The organism is Streptomyces sp. NPDC041796 (assembly GCF_055590785.1).
On record NZ_JBVJAH010000022.1, the window covers coordinates 37,890 to 52,045 of the forward strand.

Genomic DNA, 14,156 nt, shown 5'->3' on the forward strand with positions numbered 1-14,156 from the left:
ACGAGGACGTCAGGACGGTGGACGTGACGGGTGCGCGGTCGCGAGGATCCCGGATGGCACACGGTTTCCGGGCGAAGGGTGACGGCACGCATGGCGAAACACTGGGCGGACTTCCAGTACGAGATCTACCTGAACGGCATGACCGGCGCCGTACCACGGCTGCCCACCGATCTCACGCGCCTCGAGGAGCTCACCGAGCGGCGCCTCGGGCCCGGCCCGGTCGGGTACGTGGCGGGCAGCGCGGGCAGCGGGAGCACGGCGGCCGCCAACCGGGCGGCGCTGGAGCGGCGGCGGATCGTGCCGCGGATGCTGCGCGACGTGCACGAGCGGGACCTGTCCGTCGAGGTGCTGGGCCGCGCGCTGCCCGCGCCGCTGGCGCTGGCACCCGTGGGGGTGCTGTCGATCATGCATCCGGACGCGGAGACGGCCGCCGCGCGGGCCGCCGCGGCGCAGGGCGTCCCGTTCACCCTGTCGTCCGCCTCCAGCACGCCCATGGAGGACGTCGCGGAGGCGATGGGTGACGCGGAGCGGTGGTTCCAGTTGTATTGGGCGAAGGACCGCGAGGTCACCCGGTCGTTCCTGACCCGGGCCAAGGCGGCCGGTTTCACCGTGCTGTTCGTCACGCTGGACACACCCCTGCTGGCGTGGCGGCCGCGCGACCTGGACCAGGCGTACCTACCGTTCCTGCACGGTGTGGGCACCGCCAACTACTTCACCGACCCGGCGTTCCGGGCGGGTCTGGCCAAGCCCGTGCACGAGGACCCGAACGCGGCGGTGATGCACTTCGTCGGCATGTTCGCGGACCCGGCCAAGACGTGGCCGGACCTGGAGTTCCTGCGGGAGAACTGGGACGGGCCGATCGTGCTCAAGGGCGTCCTGCACCCTGACGACGCCCGGCGCGCCGCGCAGGCGGGCATGGACGGCGTGGTGGTGTCCAACCACGGCGGCCGTCAGGTGGCCGGTTCGGTCGCCGCCGCCGACGCCCTGCCCCGCGTCGCCGAGGCCGCCGGTGGCCGGCTGTCCGTGCTGTTCGACAGCGGCATCCGCACGGGTGACGACATCTTCAAGGCGCTCGCGCTGGGCGCGGAGGCGGTGCTGGTGGGGCGTCCGTACGCGTACGGGCTCGGCCTCGACGGACAGGCGGGCGTGGAGCACGTCATCCGCTGCCTGCTCGCCGAACTCGACCTGACGCTCGCCCTGTCGGGGCACTCCACGCCCGGCACGCCGAGCCGCGACGACCTCGTGGAGGAGCCCGCGTGACCGCCCCGAAGAACGTGCTCGCCGTCGTGCCGCCCCATGTCGGCGGCCGCACCGCCGGTGCCGCGCTCGCCTCGGTCTTCCCCGAGAACGCCCGCGTCACGGTCGTCGAGGCGGCCGACGAGGACCCGGCGGCGCTCCGTGAGGCGCACGTCGTCGTCACCGCCCTCTCACCGGTCACCGCCGACCACATCGCCACCGCCCCGGACCTCGAACTCGTCCAGTGCGCCAGTCACGGTTACGACTACGTCGACGTGGACGCGGCCCGCGACCGGGGCGTCCCCGTCTGCACGATCGGGTCCAGCGGCGCGGAGCGGCAGAACGTGGCCGAGCAGACGTTCGCGCTCATGCTGGCCCTCGCCAAGCGGCTGATCCCCGCCCATGCGGCCCTGGTCGACGCCGACTGGGCGCTGCCGCGCCTCCAGCAGTCCCTCACGGAACTGTCCGGCAAGACACTCGGGATCGTCGGCCTCGGCCACATCGGCACGGAAGTCGCCCGCCGTGCGGTCGCGTTCGACATGAACGTCCTGTACGCCGGACGGCGGCGCGTCTCCCCGGAGACGGAGGCGCGCCTCGGCGGCGCCCGTCACGTCCCGCTCGACGAACTGCTCCGTACGTCGGACTACGTCACGCTCCACGTCCCGCTCACCGACGCCACCCGCCACCTCCTCGACGCCGAGCGCCTGGCGCTCCTCAAACCCACCGCGTTCGTCATCAACACGGCCCGCGGCGCCCTCATCGACCAGGACGCCCTCGCCGACGCCCTCGGATCCGGTGCCCTGGCCGGCGCGGGCATCGACGTCTTCGACCCCGAACCGCCCCAGCCCTCGCTGCGCCTCCTCAAGGCCCCGAATGTCGTCCTGTCCCCGCATGTCGGGGGCGTCACCCGCGAGACGGTGGTCCGTATCGCGCTGGCCGCCGTCCAGAACGTCGCCGACCACCTGGCCGGTAAACCGCCGCGGGACGTCGTCGGGTAACGGTCCTCAGCCGTCCTGGCCGGCCGGTCGTGCCGACCAGGACGTGAGAACCGCCCGCTCGGCCACGGGCTAACGTCTGCTCGCCGCCACCGCGACGACGCCGCCGAGGGCGGCGAGTGCCACACACAACGGCGAGTACAGGTAAGTGTTCAGCCGCTGGAATTCGACGGCGGCTCCGGAGTTCATGAAGTACCCGCCCACGCCACGTGCGAGCAGCACAACCACCAGGCCGTACATACCCACCAGACGCAGCCATGCGGGGCCGATCCCCGGGATGGATTCATTGACCATGAGGGTGAGCACAGCGCCACCGATCAGCGCCAGACCCACCAGGAAGGTACTCGGCCCGGGCGGCATCACGCCGTCGTCGCTGCCACCGATCGTCTTGGTGAACGTCACCACGTCTTTGAACGGCCAAGGGGAGAACACCCAAATGAAATGCAACACTCCGATTGCCGAGAGGACAACCGCTAAAGCCATGGGAGCCACAGTGCGGACCATATCCGGTTCCTTCAACTCAATGGCGTGCGCGGAACCAGTACAGAAAGGCCCCCGCCACACGCGGTAGGTCGCAACATTCGCCTTTCGCGTCCTTTGCATGATCCTACGCTCAGGCAAAAGGAACACGGATGCGGGGTGCCCAGTGACGCGCCTGGGCGCCTGCGAGCAATCCGGGGCTTGCAGGGGGCAGTTGACGCGGTCGGCGATCAGTCGCAGGGGCTCGGGGGCGCAGTGCGCCGGGGCGCGGTCGGCAGGGCGGAGAGGACGACGACCTGGATGCCGCTTCCGGTCCGACGACGGCGGGTACCGGGGCACCGGCGGCTGTCCCGCACCGCCGAGAACGGCCGTCTCCGGGGCACCCAGGGCCGTGCTCGGCTGGTGACAGAACGCATCCCCCGTCTTTTTCGGCCAGACCTCTACCCCGTGGCCGATTTCGGGTGCATGCTGTGGCCGCGGCGCTCGAATCCCCCGACGGGCAGCCGTTTCGGCTCCGCCCCGGCGTCCCCGCCTGGGCGGGGCCGCGCCGCCTCCCGGCTCCCCACGGGAGGCCAGGCGCATGCCCCCGAGCGACTGGAGGTCTGATGCCGAACGAGGACCACGCCAGGGCCCTGCCCCTCTCAGACGGATCCCCTGTCCGCACGATGACCGCGGCGACCGAGCTGACCCTCGCGGACGAGGAGCTCCTGGAGAGGTACCCGGCCGTCAGAGGGGTCGCGGAACGCTGGACCGCACTGGAGAGGGAACTACGAGAATCCCCCTGAGGACTGTCAAGGAAGGCGGCTCGCCACCTCTCCGGCTCGGAGAACGCTCAGTCGATACAGAACTCGTTGCCCTCGATGTCCAGCATCGGGATGCACGCGTCGTTCCCGTCGTACAGCGTTCGCACGTGTACCGCGCCGAGCGGGACCAGTCGTGCGCATTCGGCCTCGAGCGCGGCGAGGCGCTCTTCGCCCACGAGTCCGGTGCCGACCCGCACATCGAGGTGCAGCCGGTTCTTGGCGGCCTTCCCCTCGGGGACGCGCTGGAAGTACAGGCGCGGGCCCACACCTGAGGGATCTGTGCAGGCGAACCACGAATCCCGCTGCTCAGGTGGCTGCGAACGCCTGAAGTCGTCCCACGTGGCAAACCCCTCCGGCGGCGGCGGTACGACGTACCCGAGCACCTCGCACCAGAAACGCGCGAGGCGCTCTGGTTCGGCGCAGTCAAAGGTCACTTGGAACCGCTTGATCGCTGACATCGGCGCACCCTACCAGCGGCGCTCCACCCACGATCCAGCCCTGATCAGCCACCCTCCCGTGACTGACAGGGGAAGGGCGCCGGGATCATCCACGAAATCGACTTGGCGCTGCTGTCAGTGGCCTCTGTCAGGATGTCCCGGTCACCAACATGATCCGGAGAGACCATGGGCACCTGGGATGTCGGCCCCTTCGACAATGACACCGCGGCGGACTATTGCGGCGATCTTGACGACGCGGCCCCGGCCGAACGCGTGGGTATCATCCGCGGCACCCTCACACGTGTGATCGACACCGCGGACTACCTCGAAGCACCCGAATCCGAGGAAGCCGTAGCCGCGGCCGCTCTTGTCGCCGCGCAATGCCCCGGGGGTGAGCCGGCCGATCCTGTCTACGGCCCGGAAAAGCCCCTTTCTGATCTCACCGCCCTGCGTGATCTCGCCTTCCAGGCCCTCGGTCGCGTCATGACCGAGCCTTCCGAACTGATGGACCTCTGGGCCGAGTCGAGCGGCGGCCCCTGGCGCGCGAACATCCGGCGCCTGCAGAACGTGCTCCTGCCATCGCCCACGGGAGAACAGCTCAGCCTGATCTGAACTTCAGGATGCTGTTGAACCACGTCGCCCACATCACGGTCGGCCAAGTGCAGCACCGCGGCCGGGGCTTCGGGATGGCAGTGCGCACCCATCGTGGGGACCACGGACCAGGCGCGGCCCGGCGATCGCGGGATCTGCCCCGCGGATCTACGGTCGCACGTGGATCAGCGCGTGCGTGCCGCTCGTACGCCAAGCAGCCCCGGCCAGTTCGAGGGCGTCCAGCGTTCCCGGCTCCAAGCCGACGATGACGTCGGACTTCAGGGTTCGGAGCGCCGCGACGGCCCCGGGGAAGTACGCGGTGCGTTCGGCGAAGGGTGTTGTGGGGTGCCACAGCCGGTCGCCCACCAGGCGGCGGTAGTTGAGGTCGCCCTTGAGGATGGTGAGCGCGGCGCCCGCGAACTCGGCGCGAAGGTCGGCGGGCATCTCCTCGTACGGTAGGGGGGCGCAGAAGAACGGGTGGGTGCGGACCTCCAGGCTTCCCTCGGCCATGGCCTTCCAGAGCCGGCCGCCGATCCGGCCCGCTTCGCCGGGTGCCTCGATGAGACGGCGGAGGCAGTCGACCACGTCCGCGGTCATCGCGTCGGAGACGTAGTACGGGTAGGGCTTGACGTAAAGCAGGACCCGCTCGGCATGTCCGTGCTCGAGGAGGTGGTCGATGAGGACGAGGTCGGGGATCAGCTCCCGTCCCGCGTTGTCGGCCACCACGGCCACGGTGGCCGGGGTACCGGCGGGCAGGAGCTGCCACAACGTGGCGCTGTCGTCGGCGACCAGCGCCGAAACCACGGCGTCAGCCACTGCCGACTCCCCCGCCGAGAGACGGAAGCCGAGGTCTGCACGGTTGCCCCAGAGCGAGGCGTGCAGGAGGGCCGTGGCCCGCTCCTCCGCCGGAGCGCTCGCGAGCGCGTCGAGGGCCCGCAGCTCCTCCTCCACCGCGTCGCCTCGCAGTTCGGCCTGCTTGAACGGCGCGAACGGGTCCACTCCCTGCCATGGGCCGGTGCCGAAGTACCCGACCGCGCCGAGGAGCCTGCGGTAGAAGTAGCTCTCCGCCCACAGGAACGGGGCGTCGTACCACGAGCACCCGATGTGCTCCCGCCCCCAGTCCGTCCAGCGCTCGTGTTCGTGATCCCCGGGGGCGAGCGGCTCGACCACACCCTTGGTGATCTCGTCCAGCAGGGCGTCGAGGGCCTCGTGCTGCCGGCGGCCGTACGGGAAGGCGTCTCGTACCCGCCGGATGAGAGCAGGGTGGCGTTTGGCCAGCACACCCCAGGCGAACGAGCCGGGCTCGTTGCTCAGGATGACCGGCGCACCGACTGGGCGGGCGTCACTCACAGCCTCTTCACCCGAAGCGCGGGAGGACTTCTCTGTCATCGTGTCCAGGCCCTTCGCATGTCGCTCACGTGGCCATGATCCCCGAGGAGCATGCCCGCTGCCTGACCGGCTCTATCAGCCCAGGAAACTCAACCGCACCTGACGGTCCGGGTTGTCCTTGTTGGTGTCGACCACGCACACCGACTGCCAGGTGCCCAGCGCCATCTCGCCGCCGAGGACCGGGATCGTGGCGTGTGGGGCGATCAGGGCGGGGAGGACGTGGTCGCGGCCGTGGCCGGGGCTGCCGTGGCGGTGCTGCCAGCGGTCGTCGGCGGGGAGCAGGGTGTGCAGGGCGGCCAGGAGGTCGTCGTCGCTGCCGGCGCCGGTCTCCAGGATGGCCACGCCCGTGGTGGCGTGTGGCGTAAAGACGTTCAGCAGGCCGTCGCGGCCCGCCGCGACCTCCCGGAGGAAGGAGGCGCACGCGCCGGTCAGGTCGTGGACCGTTTCCCTGGTGCCGGTGGTGATGCGCAGCGTGCGGGTGGTGAATGCGTCGCTCATGCCTCCATGGTGACACCGTGTCGGTGTCCGCTGCTTGAGTCGGCGTGTCAGGCGAGGCGCCGTGGACGTGACGGATCCGCGGCGTCACGATGGGGGCATGGTGATCGATGACCCGTCGGGAGGGGGGTCGCTGCCCGGTGCCGTGGATGTCGTGGTCGTCGGTGGAGGTGTCGTCGGGCGAGCGTCGCGTTCCATCTCGCCGAGGCGGGGGCCGGACGGGTGTTGCTGGTCGAGCGGGACACGCCGGCGTCCGGGTCGTCGGGGAAGCCGATCGGCGGGGTGCGGGCGCAGTTCTCGGATCCGGTGAACGTACGGCTGGGGCAGCGCGCCCTGGAGGCGTGGCGGGCGTTTCGCGAGCGTCCCGGTGCCGACGTGGGGCTGGAGAGCGTCGGGTATCTGTTCCTCCTCGGGGACGAGGCCGAGGTGGCGACCTTCCGGCGGGGCATGGAGGTGCAGCACGCGTACGGCGTGCCCAGCCGCCTGCTGAGCCCCCACGAGGCGCACACCCTGTGCCCGTACGTCGACCCGTCGTCGATCGTGGCCGCCGCCCACTCCCCCGCCGACGGGTACGCCCTGCCCGGCGCGGCCGTGAACGGATACCTCCGGGCCGCCGCCGCGTTGGGGGCGTGCGTCGTGACCCGGTGCGCCGTGACCGGGATCGAGACGTCCGGCGGTGCGGTACGCGCGGTACGGACGACCGCCGGGACGGTCCGTACCGGAGCGGTGATCTGCGCGGCGGGCGCCTGGTCGGGGGCGGTCGGCGCGATGGCCGGGGTGGACCTGCCCGTCACACCGCTGCGGCGGCAGATCGCCCTGACCGGTCCTCTGGATCCGGCGCCGCCACGGGTGCCGTTCACCCTCGACTACGGCTCCACGCTGTACTTTCACGGCGACGGCGCCGGTGGCCTCGTCCTCGGGCTGTCGGACCCGCGCCAGGAGCCGGGTTTCGGGCGGGAGTTCGACGAGGGGTGGCTGGATCTCTTCCGTGAGGCGGCCGCCCGGCGCGCGCCCGCGCTCGTGGACGTGCCGGTGACCGGCGGCTGGGCGGGCCTGTACGAGATGACGCCCGACCGCAACGCGCTGATCGGCGAGGCGCCGGATGTCAGCCGGTTCCTGTACGCGACGGGCTTCTCCGGGCACGGCTTCCTGCAGGCCCCGGCCGTCGGCGAGGTGGTGCGGGACCTGCTTCTCGGCCGTACGCCGTTCGTGGACGTGGGGCCGCTGTCCGCGGGCCGTTTCGAGGGGGACCCCGCCGGCGTGTGCTCGGAGGCGCACATCATCTGAGGAGGCCGTATGACCACGTTCCTGCCCACCACCGACGAACTCCGCGCCCGCGCCGATGGTGCCCTACTGCGCTGCGGCGCCGAACCGCCCGCGTCCGGGGGCGAGGTGGTCTCGCGTACGCCGGTCACGGGCGGCGTCCTGCGCCGCCTGCCGGCCGCGTCGCCCGACGACGTGGAGCGGGCGGTCGGCGCGGCCGCCGGGGCGTTCCGGACCTGGCGCACGGTCCCGGCGCCCGTGCGCGGCGCGCTGATCAAACGGCTGGGTGAGTTGCTGACCGCGCACCAGGAGGACCTGGCCGAGCTGGTCACCGTGGAGGCGGGCAAGATCCGCTCGGAGGCGCTCGGCGAGGTGCGGGAGATGATCGACATCTGCGACTTCGCGGTCGGCCTGTCCCGTCAGCTGTACGGACGGACGATGGCGTCCGAGCGGCCCGGCCACCGGCTGTCGGAGACCTGGCACCCCCTGGGTGTGGTGGGCGTGGTCTCGGCGTTCAACTTCCCCGTCGCGGTGTGGGCCTGGAACACCGCCGTCGCGCTGGTCTGCGGCGACCCCGTGGTCTGGAAGCCGTCCGAGCTGACGCCGCTCACGGCGCTGGCGTGCGACGCCCTGCTGGCACGGGCCGCCGCCGACTCGGGCGCTCCCGCCGCCGTGCACCGGCTGGTACTCGGCGGGCGGGAGACGGGTGAGCGTCTGGTCGACGACCCTCGGGTGGCGCTGGTGAGCGCGACCGGCTCGGTACGGATGGGGCGGGAGGTGGCACCGCGGGTGGCCGCGCGGTTCGGGCGGTGCCTGCTGGAGCTGGGCGGCAACAACGCGGCGGTGGTCACCCCGTCCGCCGACCTGGACCTCGCGGTGCGGGGCATCGTCTTCTCGGCGGCGGGCACGGCGGGGCAGCGGTGCACGACGCTGCGCCGGCTGATCGTCCACGAGGACGTGGCCGACCACCTGGTGGAGAAGGTCGTCCACGCCTATGGGCAGCTTCCGGTCGGCGACCCGTTCGAGCCCAGGACCCTGGTCGGGCCGCTGATCGGCGAACGCGCGCGGCGGGCGATGGCGGAGGCGCTGGAGGAGGCGCAGGCGGACGGCGGCAAGGTGGTGACCGGCGGAGAGCGGGTGCTGGCCGACGAGGCGCCGGAGGCGTCGTACGTCCGGCCGGCGGTGGTGCGGATGCCGGGGCAGACCGAGGTGGTACGGCGGGAGACCTTCGCGCCGATCCTGTACGTGCTGACGTACCGCACTCTGGAGGAGGCGATCTCCCTGCACAACGGTGTCCCGCAGGGGCTTTCGTCGAGCATCTTCACGCGCGACCAGCGTGAGGCGGAGCGGTTCCTGGCCGCCGACGGTTCGGACTGCGGTATCGCGAACGTCAACATCGGCACGTCGGGGGCCGAGATCGGTGGGGCTTTCGGCGGGGAGAAGGAGACCGGCGGCGGCCGGGAGTCGGGGTCGGACGCGTGGCGTGCGTACATGCGGCGGGCGACGAACACGGTGAACTACGGCAACGATCTGCCGCTGGCGCAGGGAGTGCACTTCCTCTAGGCGCCGGGAAGATCCACGACCCCTCACGTGTTAGTAGAAACATGAACTACATGGTGGACGTGGTCGTCATCGGTGCGGGCCAGGCGGGGCTGTCCGCCGCGTACCACCTGCGGCGCGCCGGGCTGGAGCCGGACCGGGACTTCGTCGTCCTGGACCACGCCCCACGGCCCGGCGGCGCCTGGCAGTTCCGCTGGCCGTCCCTGACGTACGGCAAGGTCCACGGGATGCACGCGCTGCCCGGTATGGAGCTGACCGGCGCCGACGACGGCCGCCCGTCCTCGGAGGTGATCGGCGCGTACTTCGCGCGGTACGAGGAGCGGTTCGGGCTGCGGGTGCACCGGCCCGTCGACGTCGCGGCCGTACGGGAGGGGGAGGGCGGGCGCCTGCTGGTGGAGTCCTCGGAGGGGACGTACGAGACACGCGCCCTGATCAACGCGACGGGCACCTGGGACCGGCCGTTCTGGCCGCGCTACCCGGGCCAGGAGAGCTTCCGCGGGCGGCAGCTGCACACGGCGGACTACCCGGGGCCCGCGGATTTCGCCGGGCAGCGGGTGATCGTGGTGGGCGGTGGGGCGTCGGGGACGCAGCACCTGATGGAGATCGCCGAGGTGGCGGCGGACACGACGTGGGTGACGCGCCGGGAGCCGGTCTGGCGTGAGGGCCCGTTCGGTGAGGCGGAGGGCCGGGCGGCGGTGGCCCTGGTGGAGGAGCGGGTGCGGCGCGGGCTGCCGCCGAGGAGCGTGGTCAGTGTGACCGGCCTGCCGGTGAACGACGCGATCCGGCGGGCGCGCGAGCGGGGGATCCTGGACCGGGTGCCGATGTTCGACCGGATCACCCCGACGGGCGTGGCCTGGGACGACCGTGGGACGGTCGACGCCGACGTCATCCTGTGGGCGACCGGCTTCCGCCCGGCCATCGACCACCTCGCCCCGCTGCGGCTGCGCGAGCCGGGCGGCGGCATCCGTGTGGACGGCACCCGCGCGGTGCGCGACGAGCGCGTCCACCTCGTCGGGTACGGCCCCTCGGCGTCCACGATCGGCGCCAACAGGGCGGGCCGCGCGGCGGTACGCGACATCACCCGGCTGCTGGAGCGCCGGCCGGACCCGGTGCCGGCCTGACACCGGGGCGGCGGCGGGTGGTGTCACGCCCGGGCCCGCTCAGCGGATGGCGCCCGGAGGCGGCGGAGCGGGTCAGTTCGGGGCGCTCGCCCGGTGGGCGTTGAAGTCCTGGACGTTGCGCTGGTGCTCCTCGTAGCTGGCGGTGAAGCGGGTGTCGCCGGGCTGCACGGTGACGAAGTAGAGCCAGTCGCCGGCCGGGGGGTCGAGCGCGGCGTGCATGGCCTGCTCGCCGGGGTTGTCGATGGGCGTGGGCGGCAGCCCCTGCCGGTTGTACGAGTTGTACGGGTGGTCCATCCGGGTGTCGGCGTGCGAGGTGTCGATCGTGGAGCGGCCGAGCCCGTAGTTGAGGGTGGAGTCCATCTGGAGCGCCATGCCCTGGGCGAGCCGGTTGTGGACGACCCGGGCGACCTTGCCCATGTCCTCCGGGGTGTCGGCCTCGGCCTGAACGATGCTGGCGATGGTCACCATCTGGTAGAGGCTCACGCCGTTGCGCTGGGCGCCGGCGCTGATGCGTTTTGCCCCGAACCGCTCGTGGGCGGTCCTGACCATGTAGTCCAGCAAGCCGCGCGGCGTCGTCTTCTTGTACACCGGGTAGGTGGCGGGGAAGAGGAACCCCTCCGGGTTCCCCAGCGCGTCGGCCGGCAGCTTGAGCGTGCCGCCCTCGGCGACCTTCCGGGTGGTGCCCGGCGCCACCTTGAGCGCCTTGTCGGCCGCTTCGTACACCTGGCTCGCCCGCCAGCCCTCGGGGATGAGCAGCATCGTCGGTTTCTCCGGGGGCGGCGGCGCCGGGGGCTCCTTGAGGAGCAGCAACGGCACCAGTACCGCTGCGGCCACAACGACGGCCAGGCCTGCGCTCAGGGCCACCCAGCCACGGCGCGTCATGCGGGGCCGCCTGCGCGGGGGCGTGCCCTGCGGGGACTCGTTCACCATGCGGGCACGCTAACCCGAGACACCGGCATAACCCAGCAATTCAGACATTCGCCACCAGCGGGCGCACCCCCGGGGAACAAGCGAACAGGGGCTCGGATGTTCGCCCGAACGCATGATCGCCACCCGTTTCGCCGACCGGTCCGGCTGCGGCGCATGATGCCTACGGTGCACAAGCGACGGGATACAGAACGCGATTGCGCAGTCCCACACACGCATGGAGGCACAAGGAGAACGCACCACATGAACGTCATCACCGACCTGCTCGCCGGCGTCTTCCACTTCGTCGGCCGGCTCGTCTGACGAGCACCACCCCGGCACCGTCGCTCCCCCGTCCCAGGGAGCGGCGGCGCCGTCGCGTCGGGACCCCTCAGGACGCGGCCGGCTCCAGCTCCGCGTCACCGCGCACCAGCGCGGCATAGCGGCCGTCCCGCTCCATCAGCTCCTCGTGCGTACCGCGCTCGGCGATGCGCCCCGCGTCGAGGACGACGATCTCGTCGGCGTCCCGGATGGTGGAGAGCCGGTGGGCGATGGTGATGGTGGTGCGGCCGGCGGAGAGCGCGTCGATCGCCTGCTGCACGGCCTGTTCGGTGCGGGTGTCGAGGGCACTGGTCGCCTCGTCCAGGATCAGCACGGGCGGGTCCCGCAGGATGGTCCGGGCGATGGCCAGGCGCTGCTTCTCGCCGCCGGAGAAGCGGTAGCCGCGTTCGCCGACGAGGGTGTCGTATCCGTCGGGCAGGGAGGCGATGTGGTCGTGGATCTGTGCCGCTCGCGCGGCCGCCTCGATCTCCTCGTCGGTGGCGTCCGGCCGCGCGAAGCGCAGGTTGTCGGCGACGGAGGCGTGGAACAGGTACGTCTCCTGGGAGACCACCCCCACCCCGCGGGCGAGGCTGTCGAAGTCCAGGTCCCGTACGTCGACGCCGTCGAGCGTGACACGGCCGCCGGTGACGTCGTACAACCGGGGGACGAGATAGCTGAGCGTGGACTTGCCGGAGCCGGTGGGACCGACGACGGCCAGGCTGCCGCCCGCCGGTACGCCGATGTCGATTCCGCTCAGCGTCTCGCCGCTCTTCGCGTCGTACCGGAAGTCGACGCCCTCGAAGCGGACTTCGCCACGGATCTTCTCCAGCCGGACCGGCTCCTCGGGCTCGGTGATGTCGACCGGCAGATCCAGATATTCGAAGATCCGCTGGAAGAGCGCGAGGGAGGTCTGGATCTCGACGCCCGTCGAGAGCAGGCTCACTGCGGGCCGGAACAGGCCCTGCTGGAGCGAGACGAACGCGACGAGCGTACCGATGGAGATCGCGGGCCCGCCCGACTGGAACGCCAGACCGGCCGCCCAGTAGAGCAGGGCGGGCATCGCGGCCATGACGATCCCTATCGTCGACATCCGCCACCGGCCGGCCATCGAGGAGCGCACTTCGAGGTCGACGAGGCGCTCGGACTCGGTGGCGAAGGACCTGGTGAGGGAGTCCGCGCGGCCCATCGTCCGGCCCAGCAGGATGCCGCTGACCGAGAGCGACTCGGTGACGGTCGCGGCCATCGCGGCCATCTGCTTCTGCCGCTGCGTGGTGATCCTCTTGCGCTCCCGGCCGACCCGGCGGCTGATCCACACGAACACCGGCAGCAGGAGCAGCGAGACGACGGTCAGCCGCCAGTCGAGCGCCAGCATGGCGACGACGGTGGCCACGACGGCCGTCAGGTTGGACACCAGCGACGTCGCGGTGGAGGTGACGGTCGCCTGCATCCCGCCGATGTCGTTGGCGATGCGGGACTGGACCTCACCGGTGCGGGTGCGGGTGAAGAAGGCGAGCGGCATGCGCTGCAGCTGACCGTAGACGGCGGTGCGCAGGTCGTGCATGACGCGCTGGCCGACCGTGGTGGAGATCAGCGTCTGCAGCACACCGAAGACGCCGGTCACCACGGCGGTGAGGATCATGCCGAGGGCGAGCAGTGTGAGCAGCCCCGTGCGCCCCTGCGGGATCGCGGTGTCGAGGATCTCGCGGAGGAGGAACGGCGAGGCGACGGACACCAGTGACGAGGCGGCGACGAGCAGACCGACCACGGCCAGCCGGCCGCGGTAGGGACGGAAGAGCCGGAGGATGCGGCGGATCTGGGCCGGCGGCTGCTCCGGATCGGGTGGCGGTGGTGTCCATGTGGACTCGGTGTGGATGCGCATGGGCTCCTTCGAAGGTACAGCGGACATAGACGACTCGGAGAGGCCCGGGGAGGCCCGGAGAGGCGCTCGGGGGTGTGCGGAGGCATGGAGAGGCGCCGAGAGCCTTTTGAGAGGATAGCTCATTGTTACCTATCCTCACAATGAACATGGTCCTGATACGATCCGGTCATGAACTCCCCCGACCGCGACGGCCTGCTGGCCGAGCAACTGCTCCGGCTGACGCGGCGCCTCCACCGCAGTCAGAAGCGGCAACTGGAGTCGGCCGACATAGCCATCACGCCCGCCCAGTCACGTCTGCTGCGCACGGTCGCGCACTGGGACCACCCGCCCCGGATGGCCGATCTCGCCGCCCGCCTCGAGGTCGTACCGCGCGCCGTGACCAGCCTCGTGGACGGACTGGAGGCGAGCGGGCGGGTGCGCCGCGTCCCCGATCCGGCCAACCGCCGCGTGGTGCGGATCGAGCTCACCGACGCCGGGCGGGACACGCTGCGGCAGCTGCGCGTCGCGCGCCGGGCCGCCGCAGAGGACATCCTGGCTCCATTGACCGCCGAACAGCGCGAGGTGCTCGGCGGGCTGCTGTCCGCCCTGGTCGACGGAAACGCCGACGGAAGTGCCGACGCGAGTCAGGAGCGCCGCTGCTGACGCCGCGCGTGACGACCGGGCGGTGACGCCCGTGCCGT

14 protein-coding genes are annotated in these 14,156 nt (G+C 71.5%); 8 read left to right on the forward strand and 6 right to left on the reverse strand.

Annotated features, from left to right (window positions below):
• Positions 1-90 precede the first annotated feature (90 nt).
• Positions 91-1,260 (forward strand): lactate 2-monooxygenase, encoded by a 1,170-nt coding sequence (locus ACZ6C1_RS32200; RefSeq protein ID WP_469245826.1) that lies wholly within the window; start codon positions 91-93, stop codon positions 1,258-1,260.
• On the forward strand, positions 1,257-2,234 hold the full coding sequence (locus ACZ6C1_RS32205) for a 2-hydroxyacid dehydrogenase (RefSeq protein ID WP_469245827.1): 978 nt from the start codon (positions 1,257-1,259) through the stop codon (positions 2,232-2,234). The genes ACZ6C1_RS32200 and ACZ6C1_RS32205 overlap by 4 nt, the downstream gene beginning before the upstream one ends.
• 69 nt (positions 2,235-2,303) lie before the next feature.
• Here ACZ6C1_RS32205 and ACZ6C1_RS32210 read toward each other — a convergent pair whose 3' ends face one another.
• Positions 2,304-2,735: a DUF3995 domain-containing protein gene (locus ACZ6C1_RS32210; protein ID WP_469245829.1), complete on the reverse strand. Its 432-nt coding sequence runs from the start codon at positions 2,733-2,735 to the stop codon at positions 2,304-2,306.
• Positions 2,736-3,316: 581 nt separating this feature from the next.
• Here ACZ6C1_RS32210 and ACZ6C1_RS32215 point away from each other — a divergent pair.
• Positions 3,317-3,496 (forward strand): hypothetical protein, encoded by a 180-nt coding sequence (locus tag ACZ6C1_RS32215; RefSeq protein WP_469245830.1) that lies wholly within the window; start codon positions 3,317-3,319, stop codon positions 3,494-3,496.
• Positions 3,497-3,543: 47 nt separating this feature from the next.
• On the opposite strand, the gene ACZ6C1_RS32220 is transcribed toward ACZ6C1_RS32215, so the two are convergent.
• Positions 3,544-3,972 carry a VOC family protein gene (locus ACZ6C1_RS32220; RefSeq protein WP_469245832.1) on the reverse strand — a complete coding sequence of 143 codons (429 nt, stop codon included), beginning with the start codon at positions 3,970-3,972 and terminating at the stop codon, positions 3,544-3,546.
• Between the two features lie 165 nt (positions 3,973-4,137).
• Between ACZ6C1_RS32220 and ACZ6C1_RS32225 the strand changes: the two genes are divergently transcribed.
• Entirely contained in the window at positions 4,138-4,563 is a 426-nt protein-coding gene (locus ACZ6C1_RS32225; protein ID WP_469245834.1) for a DUF4259 domain-containing protein, read from the forward strand.
• Positions 4,564-4,710: 147 nt separating this feature from the next.
• Here the strand turns inward: ACZ6C1_RS32225 and ACZ6C1_RS32230 are convergent, their stop codons facing one another.
• Together ACZ6C1_RS32230 and ACZ6C1_RS32235 are read right to left on the reverse strand one after the other, a co-directional pair.
• Positions 4,711-5,931, reverse strand: coding sequence for a damage-control phosphatase ARMT1 family protein (locus tag ACZ6C1_RS32230; protein WP_469245836.1), 1,221 nt, complete (start codon positions 5,929-5,931; stop codon positions 4,711-4,713).
• Positions 5,932-6,006: 75 nt separating this feature from the next.
• Positions 6,007-6,429, reverse strand: coding sequence for a YjbQ family protein (locus tag ACZ6C1_RS32235; RefSeq protein WP_469245838.1), 423 nt, complete (start codon positions 6,427-6,429; stop codon positions 6,007-6,009).
• Positions 6,430-6,648: 219 nt separating this feature from the next.
• Between ACZ6C1_RS32235 and ACZ6C1_RS32240 the strand changes: the two genes are divergently transcribed.
• The 3 genes from ACZ6C1_RS32240 to ACZ6C1_RS32250 are packed head-to-tail and all read left to right on the forward strand — an operon-like array spanning position 6,649 to position 10,370.
• Complete coding sequence (locus ACZ6C1_RS32240) at positions 6,649-7,713, forward strand: NAD(P)/FAD-dependent oxidoreductase (RefSeq protein ID WP_469245840.1); 1,065 nt, start codon at positions 6,649-6,651, stop codon at positions 7,711-7,713.
• A 9-nt stretch (positions 7,714-7,722) separates the two neighbouring features.
• Positions 7,723-9,252, forward strand: coding sequence for an L-piperidine-6-carboxylate dehydrogenase (amaB, locus tag ACZ6C1_RS32245; protein ID WP_469245842.1), 1,530 nt, complete (start codon positions 7,723-7,725; stop codon positions 9,250-9,252).
• 41 nt (positions 9,253-9,293) lie between these two features.
• Positions 9,294-10,370 (forward strand): FAD-dependent oxidoreductase, encoded by a 1,077-nt coding sequence (locus ACZ6C1_RS32250; protein WP_469245844.1) that lies wholly within the window; start codon positions 9,294-9,296, stop codon positions 10,368-10,370.
• Positions 10,371-10,442: 72 nt separating this feature from the next.
• Here the strand turns inward: ACZ6C1_RS32250 and mltG are convergent, their stop codons facing one another.
• Positions 10,443-11,300: an endolytic transglycosylase MltG gene (gene mltG, locus ACZ6C1_RS32255; protein WP_469245846.1), complete on the reverse strand. Its 858-nt coding sequence runs from the start codon at positions 11,298-11,300 to the stop codon at positions 10,443-10,445.
• Between the two features lie 367 nt (positions 11,301-11,667).
• Entirely contained in the window at positions 11,668-13,476 is a 1,809-nt protein-coding gene (locus ACZ6C1_RS32260) for an ABC transporter ATP-binding protein (protein WP_469245848.1), read from the reverse strand.
• Positions 13,477-13,644: 168 nt separating this feature from the next.
• On the opposite strand from ACZ6C1_RS32260, the gene ACZ6C1_RS32265 reads away from it, so the two are divergent.
• Positions 13,645-14,118 carry a MarR family winged helix-turn-helix transcriptional regulator gene (locus ACZ6C1_RS32265; RefSeq protein ID WP_469245849.1) on the forward strand — a complete coding sequence of 158 codons (474 nt, stop codon included), beginning with the start codon at positions 13,645-13,647 and terminating at the stop codon, positions 14,116-14,118.
• The last annotated feature ends 38 nt before the right edge of the window (positions 14,119-14,156 follow it).

Excerpts from the sequence above, each read along its gene's own strand:
- ACZ6C1_RS32200 (WP_469245826.1), top strand. The coding sequence starts at position 91 with ATGGCGAAACACTGGGCGGACTTCCAGTACGAGATCTACCTGAACGGC.
- ACZ6C1_RS32210 (WP_469245829.1), bottom strand. The coding sequence starts at position 2,735 with ATGGTCCGCACTGTGGCTCCCATGGCTTTAGCGGTTGTCCTCTCGGCA.
- ACZ6C1_RS32215 (WP_469245830.1), top strand. The coding sequence starts at position 3,317 with ATGCCGAACGAGGACCACGCCAGGGCCCTGCCCCTCTCAGACGGATCC.
- ACZ6C1_RS32220 (WP_469245832.1), bottom strand. The coding sequence starts at position 3,972 with ATGTCAGCGATCAAGCGGTTCCAAGTGACCTTTGACTGCGCCGAACCA.
- ACZ6C1_RS32225 (WP_469245834.1), top strand. The coding sequence starts at position 4,138 with ATGGGCACCTGGGATGTCGGCCCCTTCGACAATGACACCGCGGCGGAC.
- ACZ6C1_RS32230 (WP_469245836.1), bottom strand. The coding sequence starts at position 5,931 with ATGACAGAGAAGTCCTCCCGCGCTTCGGGTGAAGAGGCTGTGAGTGAC.
- ACZ6C1_RS32235 (WP_469245838.1), bottom strand. The coding sequence starts at position 6,429 with ATGAGCGACGCATTCACCACCCGCACGCTGCGCATCACCACCGGCACC.
- amaB (WP_469245842.1), top strand. The coding sequence starts at position 7,723 with ATGACCACGTTCCTGCCCACCACCGACGAACTCCGCGCCCGCGCCGAT.
- ACZ6C1_RS32250 (WP_469245844.1), top strand. The coding sequence starts at position 9,294 with ATGAACTACATGGTGGACGTGGTCGTCATCGGTGCGGGCCAGGCGGGG.
- mltG (WP_469245846.1), bottom strand. The coding sequence starts at position 11,300 with ATGGTGAACGAGTCCCCGCAGGGCACGCCCCCGCGCAGGCGGCCCCGC.
- ACZ6C1_RS32260 (WP_469245848.1), bottom strand. The coding sequence starts at position 13,476 with ATGCGCATCCACACCGAGTCCACATGGACACCACCGCCACCCGATCCG.
- ACZ6C1_RS32265 (WP_469245849.1), top strand. The coding sequence starts at position 13,645 with ATGAACTCCCCCGACCGCGACGGCCTGCTGGCCGAGCAACTGCTCCGG.